The following is an 11,721-nucleotide window of genomic DNA, read 5'->3' as shown; positions in this document are numbered from 1 at the left end:
ACCCTCCACCGAAGTCAAGCCGGCCGATCCCCTTCCATATGAGAGCAACGAGACAACGCATTTTTCGGTGGTCGACAAGGACGGGAATGCCGTTTCGAACACCTATACGCTCAACTTTAGCTATGGCGCAGGCATCACTGCAGATGGAACCGGTGTCCTGCTCAACAACGAACTGGACGATTTCTCCGCGAAACCCGGCGCTCCCAATGCCTATGGCTTGATCGGCGGTACTGCCAATGCGGTGGAAAGTGGCAAACGACCGCTGTCCTCAATGAGCCCGACACTGGTGTTCAAGGATGGCGATTTCTTTATGGCCACCGGTTCTCCGGGTGGCAGCCGCATCATCACAACGACATTGCAGATAATCCTGAATGTCGTCGATCATCAGATGAACATAGCAGAAGCAACTGCACATCCGCGTATTCACAATCAGTGGTTTCCCGACGAGATTCGCGTCGAAGAAGGCCTGTCTCCCGACACAATCAAGCTTCTTGAGGCGCGCGGACACGAGGTCAATATCAAGAATGCCATGGGCTCCACCCAATCGATCATGATCGTTGACGGCATGCTGGCCGGCTCATCCGACCCGAGACGGGCCGGCGCTCTGACTGCCGGTTACTGAGGTTTCGACCGGGCACCGGGCGGATACCGCCGGTTGATCGTGCTTGGGCTGTCGAGATCCCTGAGATGCTGAAAGAAACTTTCGGCGGCCACCGCAAGAAACGAAACCAGCAACACGCCAATGTAGGTGGAGTGCTCAAGCAGCTCTGCCCGGTCCCCGACAATCACGTCAAAGATCGTGAAACCGAGAAAGACGGCTATGGAGACGGTAATCGCAAGATCGGTCCGGTAGGCGACACCCGGGCTGCCCTGAAACAGGCGGACGGCGGCAACGACAAAAAATCCGGCCGCGGCGAATTCGACAATTCCGGCAAAGATCAGGGTCACCTGAACATAGGACGGGTCCAGCGCCAGTTTGTCGAAATACATCGAGAATTTTTCGACGCGGTGGTTGCCCCACCAGTGCACGAAACCCACATCCTGACGGGCAAAGAATTTGTCCAGGCCGTTCAACAGCCAGAAAAAGAACCAGAAGGCAATAACGACTGCGGTGATGGGTTGGCGAAGAAAGGCCATGACTGATCTGCCGGGTTCATTCGGTTGACACTCAGAAAACTTTAGAAACAATCCATTGAATTTTGGTTACTCTTCACATTCGCGTGAGGCAATTGAAGCGACATTCCAGTCGCATGGTCGAATGACCGCCACCGCTTGCAATCCGCGCGGATCTGTCAACTCTTGTCAGTGCGGTCGTTCAAGCCAAATGCCTGCCTCACCATCCCGGCAAACCGCCGGTCCAATCTGACGCGTTGCTCCGCGGTCATATCGGGCCAGACGATCTGGGACCCGACAAAGGCGGCATATTCAAGCTGCGCAATATCTCTTGCTTCATCTTCCGCAAGCCCCGCATCCACATAGAGCCCGACAACAAATTCCGTTCGTATCCCGTCGACTTCCCGGACTATCCTTTGCGCGGTTTTGTTGGATTGGGCGAATTGCCGAACCGCCCGTTCCAGATCCTGGTCAAGATGATTGGCAAGATCCGACAGATGCTGTGCGCGCTTGTCCGGGGCCTGGCTCAGGATTTCATCTGCGACGTCGATGGTGTTTCGTTGTTTCCACGCCTGCAACAACAGATCAATGAAACCGTCATGATCATTGAAGTGGTGGTAGAAGGATCCGCGCGTGCGCCCTGCCAAATTGCAGAGCGCTTCCACAGTCAGGCCGGCGCTGCCTTCACGCGACAATTGTTTGAGCCCCAGCGCAAGCCAGTCTTCCTTGCTAAATCGCGTGCCTGTTTTCATAAAGCTCCACCAAGAACACCAAGCAGGAAGATCGGCAGAAAAAGCCAGCCCTGCGGCATGTTCTTGTACTTTTGACCTTTCATCGGCGGAACGGCAAGACCAAGAATGCAAAAGGCTGCCGTCAATGCCGTTGCCGCCCATGCGAGTTCCATGCTGTCCTGTTTCAGGCCCGCAACCGCAAACATTATCGCGATCGCGGCAAGAACGATCGTCACGATGTGCCAGCAATAATAGGTGACATACTTGGGAACCGGATGAAGATCCGTTGCCTTCAGGAGCGGCACAGCGATGCTCCGCCCGCCTAAAAACGTATGAACCAAACATACAAGGACAGACAAACCAGCGGCTACAAGCAAATATGTATTCATAATTCCCTCCTGAACATACCATACTGTATGGTTTGTTTTAGGCTGTTGGAATTTTGGAAACAATGCGGCCTCACGTCACAGCGCTTTCACAACATGTGACCCAGCAAACACGCAATCCGATTGACAGCACAAAAACGTGGTGATAGCGCTATTCAAAGCGCTTTGAAAATCGTGACCAAGCGCATTTCCTTGCAACATTTTTTGGAACCGGGAGGGGCCAGTATGCCTATCCGAACAGTCGTCTGGGGCGAAAACGTTCACGAACAGCACAACAAGATCGTTGCTGGCCTTTACCCTGACGGCATGCACGCCTGCATCGCCGAGACCCTGAATACTGATCCCGACATCGTGGCGACAACAGCGACTTTGCAGGAGCCGGAACACGGTCTGAGCGAATCCCGCCTTGCCGAAACCGACGTGCTGGTCTGGTGGGGGCATGCGGCCCACGGCGATGTTGCCGACGAGATCGTTGACCGGGTCTGCGACGCAGTCTGGTCCGGCATGGGATTGCTGTTCCTGCACTCGGCCCATTTCGCAAAACCGTTCAAGCGTCTGATGGGCACACCATGCAACCTCACCTGGCGCGAAGCCGGTGAACGCGAACGGCTATGGGTGACAAGCCGCAATCACCCCATCACGAAAGGGCTACCCGATAATTTCGAGCTGGAAATGGAAGAAATGTATGGCGAGCCGTTCGGTGTGCCGGAACCCCTTGAAACGGTGTTCATCAGTTGGTTTCAGGGTGGCGAGGTCTTTCGCTCGGGCCTGACCTACAAGCGCGGTGCCGGTAATATCTTCTATTTCCGGCCCGGGCATGAAACCTATCCGACCTATCACGACGGCAACGTCCAGACTGTCCTGAAAAACGGCGTCAAATGGGCTTTCAACCCGATGGCACGGCTCCTGGACCCGAATGCAGCTCCCAACGTGCCGGTCGATGCTGCGCCGGAAAAAATCGAGGAACGCGGTCCCAAGCTTCACGAGGAAGGCGAAGAAGGCTACCGCTAATCCACTCCACCATTGACGCCGGGCCCTATCAGCCCGGCTCTGCCAGATGTCATCTTTAACAGACGGAATCTTTCAATGGCGACGATCCCTACTCCTGTCCGAATTCTGATCCTCGGCACCGGCAACATGGCCCGCACTCATGTTGAGGCCTTCCAGGCGATGCCCGATGCGAAAGTTGTTGCGGGTGTTGACCGCAGACCGGACATGCTCGCAGAATTTTGTGACAAATATGGTATTGAAAACCAGTTTGAAAGCCTGGAGGACGCCCTCGCCTGGGGCGAATTCGATGCGGTGGCGAATGTCACGCCGGATGCGGCCCACCATCCAACCACGCTTTTGCTGCTGAATGCCGGTAAACATGTCTTGTGTGAAAAACCGCTGGCGACCAATGCCGAAGACGCACAGGAAATGGCGGACCTTGCCCGCGAAAAAGACCTGATCGGCATGGTCAATCTCAGCTACCGCAATGTCGCAGTCCTGCAAAAGGCAGCCGAATTGGTCGCGAGCGGTGCAATCGGAAGCATCCGGCATTTCGAGGCGACTTACCTGCAAAGCTGGCTGACCCAGTCCGTCTGGGGCGACTGGCGTACGGAAAGTCAATGGCTGTGGCGGCTGTCGACCGAGCATGGGTCCAAGGGGGTGCTTGGCGATGTCGGCATTCATATTCTTGATTACGCGACATTTGCGGCAGGCAGTCCGGTCAGGGAAGTCTCGTGCCGACTGAAAACCTTCGACAAGGCAGACGGCAATCGCATTGGCGAATACACTCTCGACGCCAATGACAGCTTCACGCTTCAGGCAGAACTTGAAAACGGCGCGCTCGGCACAATCAGCGCCACCAGGTTTGCCTCCGGTCACATCAACGACCTTCGGCTCAAGCTCTACGGCGACAAGGGTGGTATGGAAGTCCTTTTCGAAAAACAGAAAGAGAGCCTGAGAACCTGTCTCGGGGAGGATTTGGCAGACGAAAAATGGACGGAGATTGCTGTTGACCCGGTACCGACCGTTTATGAGCGCTTCGTCGCCGCGGTTCAGGGCCAAGGCAAAGCCGAGCCGAGTTTCGACCACGGAGCAGCGCTGCAAAAGACGCTGGATGCCGCGGAACGTTCCGATGCCGCAAAGGGTGTTTTTCTCAAAGTCTAGAAACCCGGTTGAGGGTCTGCATCCCTCGGCCCGTCAGGTTTTCATGCCCCGGATGAAGCTGCAGCGGAGCCCGAAAGCTCCGCTGCACGATAGGTACTTGAGGCAATGCAAAACCACAGTGAACCGCCGTCGTCCGGCGTCTCTCCGTTCGATGCACCCTGACACTAACTGCCACGCTCCTGATACTTCGTTCACGTGCCTCGTCAGGTTTTTGTCAATTTTTAGATTAAACGCATTATATCAGGCAAAGAGCGCGCAACTCAGCCGTTTTCAGAGCTGGAAAAAATTAAAAAATCTGACCGGAAAAGCAAAAAACCAGCATTCTTGCGAATGCTGGTTTTTTTGATCGCCTTTCGGCTGAATTTGGAGCGGGCGATGGGATTCGAACCCACGACCCCAACCTTGGCAAGGTTGTGCTCTACCCCTGAGCTACACCCGCATAGTGTCCCGAGCGTCTGGCGGTGACCGCCTCGTCGTCGGTGGCGCAGTATATGGACTAAGCTGAGGCGGATTGCAACACCGAAATTACAGAAAAATTTTCATCTGTCTTTCTGTGGATTTTCTCCATGTCCCCCTTCGTAAATCCGCAGATTTCTGCCGCTTTTGACGACACCCCCCTCTTGTAGACACCTTAGAAAACGCGTTAGACACCGCAAAAGACAAATTTTTCTAGGAAAAATCATGCCAGCGACCCGCGACGATCTGATGGGGTTCTTCAACGACCTCGATATCGAAGTCTCCACTGTCGATCATGCCCCTGTCTTCACAGTCGCCGAATCCGGCGACCTCCATGACAGAATTCCAGGTGGGCATACCAAGAACCTGTTCGTAAAGGACAAGAAGGGCCGCCTGTTTCTGATCGTGGCTCTTCATGATGCAGAAATCGATCTGAAGAAAGTACACCAGATCATCGGTGCCCAGGGGCGGGTTTCCTTCGGCAATGCGGAGTTGCTGATGGAAGTTCTTGGCGTGGAGCCGGGATCGGTCACGCCCTTTTCGCTGATCAACGACAGAGAAGCCTTGCGGGTGACGCCGGTTTTTGACGCAGCGATGATGCAGCACAATGTCCTGAATTATCATCCGCTGAAAAACGATGCCACAACGGCGATCAGCGCGGACGACCTGTTGAAGTTCGCCAGCGCATGCGGCCATGCCACACAGGTGCTGGCCGTCAGCGAACAGGCCAAGGCAGCAGAACTCTAGAACTTGACCTCAGAAATGAGACAGAGACCTAGGCAACGCGTTTGAATCTTCCTACAAGCGTTTGTAATTCGGGCGCTATGGCTCCATGTTATGAGCCAACGCAACCCTTTTTGAAGGTTATGATCAGGTGGGTGTATCGGACATCGGCCGGAAAGCACGAGGCGGCAAATGAGTAACGGCAACTACAGCATAGGCGGTCAGGTTGGTGGCGGATTTGGCGCCAGCATGGGCGGCGGCTATGGCGGCCAGGGCGGTGGTTTCGGCGGCGATGGCGGCAATGGTGGCGGTGATGCGCCTGCGGGCGGCGATCTTGTTTTCGACGTTACCACGCAGAGCTTCATGGCAGATGTTCTGGAAGCCTCCCGCCAGCAACCCGTGATCGTGGATTTCTGGGCACCATGGTGCGGACCTTGCAAGCAACTGACACCGATCATCGAGGAAGCCGTCAAATCTGCCGGCGGTACCGTGAAGCTTGCGAAGATGAACATTGACGACCATCCCGAAATTGCCGGTCAGATGGGCATCCAGTCCATTCCGGCCGTGGTTGCGTTCAAGGACGGTCAGCCTGTTGACGGTTTCATGGGCGCCCAGCAGGAAAGCCAGATCAAGGCCTTTATCGAGAAGGTCGGCGGACCGGCGCCAACCAATCAGGCCGACCAGTTCCTGGAGCAGGCAGGAGCGCTTCTGGCCGAAAACGACTTTGCACAGGCCGCTCAGCTTTTCGGTGCTGTCATGCAGATGGAGCCGGATAATGTGACGGCCATTGCCGGTCTTACCCAATGCTATCTGGCTGCCGATGATCTGGAACGGGCCAAGCAGACCCTTGACCTCGTCCCGGAGGACAAGCGTTCGGAAGACGCCTATACGGCGGCGCTTGCGGCAATCGATCTGGCGGAACAGGCGGCGTCCCTCGGTGACCTTGCCGACCTTCATGACCGTATTGCCAAGGATCCACTGGACCTGCAGGCCCGGTTCGACCTGGCACTGGGGCTGAACGGCAAGGGTGACAAGGAAGGTGCGGTTGATCAGCTCATTGAAATCGTCCAGCGCGACCGCGACTGGAACGAGGATGGTGGCCGCAAGCAGCTTCTTCAGTTTTTTGAAGCCTGGGGCTTCAAGGACCCGGCCAGTGCCTATGGCCGCCGCAAGCTGTCGGCCGTGCTGTTTTCTTGACGATTGTCGGACTTGACACATTTACAGAAGGCAACAGCACGCTGACGGCATTGTAAAAGTCCGAATACAAAGAAGGCACCGGAATGCAGGCGGGAAATGCCATTTATGAAACGATTGCGGATTTACCGCCTGTTTTGCCTGTCTTTCCTTTGTCCGGAGCCCTTCTTCTGCCAAGAACGCAATTGCCGCTGAACATTTTCGAACAGCGGTATATCGACATGGTGGATGAAGCCTTGTCGGGCAACAGGCTGATCGGCATGGTACAGCCCTCGCCGGACAGGAATGCTCCCAATCCAGAAGACCCTGCCCTTGCCAGCGTCGGCTGCGTCGGCAGACTGACAAGTTTTCAGGAGACGGGCGACGGCCGCTACCTGATCACGCTCCAGGGCATTACGCGGTTTGCCCTGGGAGATGAAGTCCGGTCCTATTCCAAGTTTCGTCAGGTCGAATGCGACTTTGCGGCATTTGCCCATGACCTCAAATGCGGTGAAGGTGAAGACGATGTCGACCGCAACGGCCTGCTGAAAACCTTGCGTGAATATCTCGATGTCAACAATCTGGAAGCCGACTGGCAAAGCGTGTCGGAAGCCGAAACTGAAGTGCTCGTCAATGCGCTTTGCATGATGTGCCCTTACGGACCGCAGGAAAAACAGGCCCTTCTGGAGGCCCGTGATCTGAGGACCCGCGCCGAGACACTGATTGCCATCACCGAAATGGATATTGCAAAGTCCCAGAACGATGGTGGCTCCACGCTGCAGTGATACTTGTCCTGAAGACCTGAAAGATACCTGAATGACCGATACGACGACCGAACGCCCCGTCGACCGCAAACTGCTTGAGCTGCTGGTTTGCCCGGTGACCAAGACGACACTTGAATATGACGCGGCAGCCAGGGAACTCATTTCGCGCTCAGCGAAACTCGCCTATCCGATCCGCAACGGCATTCCGATCATGTTGCCGGACGAAGCCCGCAAGTTGGAAGACTGAACAGCGTCCGCGGCAATTGGATAACAAAAAAGCCCGGACCGAAACGTCCGGGCTTTATTTTGTCCATCCGCAAATCGAAGCCGATAATCAGAACCCTCGGACCAGCGGCATCAGATTGATGATGATGATCTGGCGGATAAAGATAATCGCAAGCAACAGGATCACAGGCGATATATCGACACCGCCGAGATCCGGCAAAAACCGCCGAATGGGTCTCAAAGCCGGCTCTGTCAGGTTATAGAGAACCCGCCCGATCGAATTGATGAACTGATTACTCGAATTCACGATGTTAAAAGCGTAGAGCCAGGAAAAGATCGCACTGGCAATAATCACGTATGTGTAAAGCTCCAATGCGATGAGGATGACGTTCAAGAGGGCTGTCATGGTCTGGTCCGTTGCCGTTCAATTTCTGTCTTTGCTTTCATGTAGCTTCAAGTCACGCCCGCCGCAAGGAGGGGCAGCTTCTCAGGAAGAAATGTTTGCAACAAGGCTTAACGCCGACGCCACCTTGAAGAGCAGCGATGCTTAAATGCAACAGTTCCGGAAAACCCTGATTCCTTAGGCTTTGAGTAAGACCGCTTCGTGCTATCTTCCCAGCCAAAGGGATTCCTATTGGACACGATATATATGCTTAAACTGTTGTCGCGCGCTGCACTTGCTCTTTCGCTGAGCGCAGTTTCCGGAACCGCTTTTGCGCAGAGCGGTGATATTTCGGACCAGGACGCCAATCGCCAGTTCGTGATCGATTTGGGCGTTGGCGCAATCGCCAAGCCGAAATACGAGGCGGCGGATTCCTATCTGGTTTATCCATTCCCGATCATATCCGTAGGCCGCTTTTATCTGCCTGGACTTGGTCAGGTGGTCGATGGGCGTCGCAAGAGCGGCGTCTTCTTCTATCCTGCGTTCAATTTCATCGGCGAACGCAAGGCCAGCGACAGCAATGACCTGACTGGTACAAAAACCATTGACTGGGCGCTGGAGCTTGGTCTTGGCGGCGGTCTTCGCGGCGAACACTGGCGCGCATTTGCCGAGTTGCGGCAGGGGATCAACGGTCACACCGGCCAGGTTGGTCAGCTTGGTCTCGATGGCATTATCTACCCATCGGACAAATGGGAAGTCAGCTTCGGACCGCGCGCTGATTTTGCTTCCGAAGACTACATGGACACCTATTTCGGGGTGACCTCTTCTGAAGCGGCCAACAGCGGCGGTCGCCTGACCGCCTATAGCCCAAGCGCAGGCTTCAAGAGTGTCGGCGTTGCAGCGCGGGCCAGCTATGACTGGAACGATGATGTCCGCCTGCACCTGCAGGGTGGCTATGACCGCCTGATCGGCGACGCCGCGGACAGCCCGATTGCCAATGGTGGCAGCAAAGACCAGTTCAGCCTGGGAATTGGTGTCAGTTACCGGTTCGCATTCGACGTATTCAAATAAACGTTTCGCTTATCACAAGCGGAAGAGGACAAGGGGGCTGGGGGGCCTCCTTTTTCTTTTGTGAATTTTCGGAAATTGCCGGCCACTCTCTTTGCAGTCAATTCCGGGAAGACACCTTCGACCTCAACGCCTCCAAGATGCCTTCCAAATCCTGCTTCAACTGCTCAGTATGAACATTTGATCAGCTCGATCCCGCGTGGAAGCTTGGTGGTTTCGTCTCCGCACGCCCCGAGGATCCGGTTCGGATCAAGATTGTAGGCACCTGTAAGATCTGCACCAACCAGCCGTGTACGCCGCAGCAGGGCCCCATCGAAATCAACGCCGGTCAGATTGGCGTTGGAAAGGTCGGAGCTGACCAGCCGAACCCCGCTGAAATCAGCGCCGGAAAAATCCGCGCCATCCGCCTTTATCCGATCCAGCTTTCCCTGCCGGATGCGCGCTTTTTGAAAATTCGCACCGGACACGTCCACTCGCTCAAGATTGACCTGATCCAGCTTCGCTCCCTTGAAGGAAGCGTTTTCCGCAACCGAACGGATCAGCGTGACATTCCTGAGATCCGCATTGTCGAAATTTGCGTTATTGGCAATGCTCGCGTTCAAATCCGCATCCCGGAGATCAGCCCCATCGAGATTGGCGTTGCTCAGATTGGCTTTTTCCAGATCCACTGAACGCATGCTGGCATCCGTGAAGTCGCTTCCTGAGAAATCGGCGCGCTCGGCTTCGGCTCGGCGCAGGTCCGCACCCTTGAAATTGGCATTCGGCAGAACCGCTTCCTTCAAATCCGATTCGCGCAGATTCGCCCGGCTGAAATCAGCATTATCGACGGTAAGAAACCTGAGTTCGGACAGCCGCAAGTCACAACTGGGGCAGCCACCGTTTTTCTTGATTTCGGCCATCCGCTCGGCATCGCTTCCCGCAAATGCACCGCTTGTTCCGGCCATGAGGGTGATTGCGCTTAAGCAAGTTGCCACTAAACGGGTAATCCTGTCGCTCATGGCATATCCCTTTTTTCTACATCTTCTAAAAATAGGTATTTATGACGGCAGTTTAAGGACTGTTAGCCGAGAGCAGGCCGAATTCAATCGAAAAGATATGAAATCTTGGACAGAACGTTTGAAAACAGCCTTTGAGAGCTGGCCGGCCCGGGTGCTCCGGCGCATCCAGGCCAACTTCGCTGGTTCGTTGTTCCACTGGCACAATGTGGACTGCTAAAGTTGCGCGACCTATTGGCTGATGCCCCGGCTGAACTACTTTTCAGCCCAACGCCCGGAAACACCGGTTCACGTCATGGCAGCCTATCAAGGCGCGCCGGATCTGCATGACGGATCGGATATTGCCATTCGCTTCGGGGATGGAAACTGGCCCGGCGGACCTTGGGATCTCCTGTTGAACGAAACGCTCGTGCCTGTGTGCTCTCCCGCCTATCTGGAAAAACACGGTGCGATCGACAATGCCACAGCACTCTGTGCCAGGCGGCTGATCCATGTTGCCGTCAAGGATCCGGACTGGCTCGGCTGGGAGGACTATTTCGACGCGCTCGGTCAAAGGCGCGCAAAAACCGCGAGCGATCTGCGGTTCGGCAATTATGTGCAGGCTGTCCAGTCGGCTTTGACCGGTGACTGCATCATGCTTGGCTGGCGGTCCGTGGTCGGCGACCTTGTGACCTCAGGCCAGCTCACACCGGCCTTGAACTGTCCCCTTCGCCTTCAAAGCGGCTACTATTTCAACAGTCAGCAGCTGCGAGACACTGACAGCGGCAAGCAAGAACTGGTGGACTGGCTGAAGCAACAAGCCAAACAAACACCGGAATTCTTCAAAGATTGACGGGGAAGATCTGTGGGAGGGAAGAAGCAGGCGGGGTCGCAGTTGCCTACCTCTTCCTTCCACTAAAGCGCTGACGACGCACAACCTGACAATCAGCGTGCCAATTCAATCGCAAAAGCCTTGCCAATTCATTTTCAAGGGAATTCGTCCAGATCTGGACAACTCGACTGGATCAAGCACAAGATACTGATTCTGTTTAGAATCTGTTCACACTTCATGCATTGCAATCTGCAACGCTACCTGCAAACGTGGCTAAGAAACCGTTAACGTTCAAGGCTGCAATTTCGACGCCGAATTGTCAGCTAAACTCATTTCTCAGATTGATTGTCGACCGCTCGCCGATATCTCCGTAGTGCTGCTTCAGCCAATTGCGAGCGGTTGCCCGGCCCAGGTCTTTCAACTCGGTCAGAAACGCCCATTCCGCATTCATTTTCGAGGATGCCTGAAGAGGCTTCAGTTCAGTTGCGGAGATCCGATGCATGAACACACGCATGTATTCATCTGACGACAGTTTCCCTTCCTCGATCAGACGGGTGACGAAATCAATTGCCCGAAGCTCTCTCAAGAGCGTTGAGTTAAAGGTGATCTCGTTCAGCCGGTTGACGATTTCACGTGCCGTCCGTGGAACTTGCCGACGCTCCAGCGGGTTGATCTGGATCAGGATTACATCCGGTGTCGCCGTTTCGTAGAACAGCGGATAAAGCGGCGGGTTCCCCATA

13 protein-coding genes, 1 tRNA gene and 2 pseudogenes are annotated in these 11,721 nt (G+C 55.1%); 9 read left to right on the top strand and 7 right to left on the bottom strand.

Going from position 1 to position 11,721, the window contains the following annotated elements; all coding sequences use genetic code 11:
- Positions 1-622: gamma-glutamyltransferase (locus K5905_RS15195; protein WP_297585444.1), on the top strand; the 622-nt coding region annotated here is incomplete at its 5' end.
- Here the strand turns inward: K5905_RS15195 and K5905_RS15190 are convergent.
- The 3 genes from K5905_RS15190 to K5905_RS15180 form a co-directional block, all read right to left on the bottom strand.
- Positions 616-1,137, bottom strand: coding sequence for a hypothetical protein (locus K5905_RS15190; protein ID WP_297585443.1), 522 nt, complete (start codon positions 1,135-1,137; stop codon positions 616-618). The two genes, K5905_RS15195 and K5905_RS15190, sit on opposite strands and share 7 nt — an antisense overlap.
- A gap of 155 nt (positions 1,138-1,292) precedes the next feature.
- Positions 1,293-1,865 carry a TetR/AcrR family transcriptional regulator gene (locus K5905_RS15185; RefSeq protein ID WP_297585442.1) on the bottom strand — a complete coding sequence of 191 codons (573 nt, stop codon included), beginning with the start codon at positions 1,863-1,865 and terminating at the stop codon, positions 1,293-1,295.
- Positions 1,862-2,149 carry a hypothetical protein gene (locus K5905_RS15180; RefSeq protein ID WP_297585440.1) on the bottom strand — a complete coding sequence of 96 codons (288 nt, stop codon included), beginning with the start codon at positions 2,147-2,149 and terminating at the stop codon, positions 1,862-1,864. The genes K5905_RS15185 and K5905_RS15180 overlap by 4 nt, the downstream gene beginning before the upstream one ends.
- Before the next feature lie 306 nt (positions 2,150-2,455).
- Here K5905_RS15180 and K5905_RS15175 point away from each other — a divergent pair, with 306 nt between their 5' ends.
- Both K5905_RS15175 and K5905_RS15170 read left to right on the top strand, forming a co-directional pair.
- A complete protein-coding gene (locus K5905_RS15175) occupies positions 2,456-3,241 on the top strand; it encodes a ThuA domain-containing protein (RefSeq protein ID WP_297585438.1) in 786 nt (261 codons plus the stop codon).
- 75 nt (positions 3,242-3,316) lie between these two features.
- A complete protein-coding gene (locus K5905_RS15170; RefSeq protein ID WP_297585436.1) occupies positions 3,317-4,384 on the top strand; it encodes a Gfo/Idh/MocA family oxidoreductase in 1,068 nt (355 codons plus the stop codon).
- Positions 4,385-4,748: 364 nt separating this feature from the next.
- Here the strand turns inward: K5905_RS15170 and K5905_RS15165 are convergent.
- Positions 4,749-4,823 (bottom strand) — tRNA-Gly (locus K5905_RS15165).
- A 242-nt stretch (positions 4,824-5,065) separates the two neighbouring features.
- On the opposite strand from K5905_RS15165, the gene K5905_RS15160 reads away from it, so the two are divergent.
- From K5905_RS15160 to K5905_RS15145, 4 genes are all read left to right on the top strand, one after another.
- Positions 5,066-5,587: a prolyl-tRNA synthetase associated domain-containing protein gene (locus K5905_RS15160; RefSeq protein ID WP_297585434.1), complete on the top strand. Its 522-nt coding sequence runs from the start codon at positions 5,066-5,068 to the stop codon at positions 5,585-5,587.
- A 168-nt stretch (positions 5,588-5,755) separates the two neighbouring features.
- Positions 5,756-6,760 (top strand): thioredoxin, encoded by a 1,005-nt coding sequence (gene trxA / locus K5905_RS15155; RefSeq protein WP_297585432.1) that lies wholly within the window; start codon positions 5,756-5,758, stop codon positions 6,758-6,760.
- Positions 6,761-6,843: 83 nt separating this feature from the next.
- Entirely contained in the window at positions 6,844-7,521 is a 678-nt protein-coding gene (locus K5905_RS15150) for an LON peptidase substrate-binding domain-containing protein (RefSeq protein WP_297585430.1), read from the top strand.
- A 31-nt stretch (positions 7,522-7,552) separates the two neighbouring features.
- On the top strand, positions 7,553-7,747 hold the full coding sequence (locus tag K5905_RS15145; protein WP_297585427.1) for a Trm112 family protein: 195 nt from the start codon (positions 7,553-7,555) through the stop codon (positions 7,745-7,747).
- 87 nt (positions 7,748-7,834) lie between these two features.
- On the opposite strand, the gene K5905_RS15140 is transcribed toward K5905_RS15145, so the two are convergent.
- Complete coding sequence (locus K5905_RS15140; RefSeq protein WP_297585425.1) at positions 7,835-8,131, bottom strand: YggT family protein; 297 nt, start codon at positions 8,129-8,131, stop codon at positions 7,835-7,837.
- A 243-nt stretch (positions 8,132-8,374) separates the two neighbouring features.
- Here K5905_RS15140 and K5905_RS15135 point away from each other — a divergent pair, with 243 nt between their 5' ends.
- Positions 8,375-9,178, top strand: a complete 804-nt coding sequence (locus K5905_RS15135) for a MipA/OmpV family protein (protein WP_297585423.1) — start codon at positions 8,375-8,377, stop codon at positions 9,176-9,178.
- 164 nt (positions 9,179-9,342) lie between these two features.
- On the opposite strand, the gene K5905_RS15130 is transcribed toward K5905_RS15135, so the two are convergent.
- Positions 9,343-10,173 carry a pentapeptide repeat-containing protein gene (locus K5905_RS15130; protein WP_297585422.1) on the bottom strand — a complete coding sequence of 277 codons (831 nt, stop codon included), beginning with the start codon at positions 10,171-10,173 and terminating at the stop codon, positions 9,343-9,345.
- Between the two features lie 232 nt (positions 10,174-10,405).
- Between K5905_RS15130 and K5905_RS15125 the strand changes: the two are divergent.
- Positions 10,406-11,002: pseudogene (locus tag K5905_RS15125) on the top strand (LysR substrate-binding domain-containing protein); the annotation flags it as partial.
- A 298-nt stretch (positions 11,003-11,300) separates the two neighbouring features.
- On the opposite strand, the pseudogene K5905_RS15120 reads toward K5905_RS15125, so the two are convergent.
- Positions 11,301-11,721: pseudogene (locus K5905_RS15120) on the bottom strand (patatin-like phospholipase family protein); the annotation flags it as partial.

The organism is Roseibium sp., assembly GCF_025698965.1.
GTDB lineage: Bacteria > Pseudomonadota > Alphaproteobacteria > Rhizobiales > Stappiaceae > Roseibium.
The sequence above is the reverse complement of the archived record's forward strand: the minus strand, read 5'-3'. Positions and strand labels throughout refer to the sequence as shown.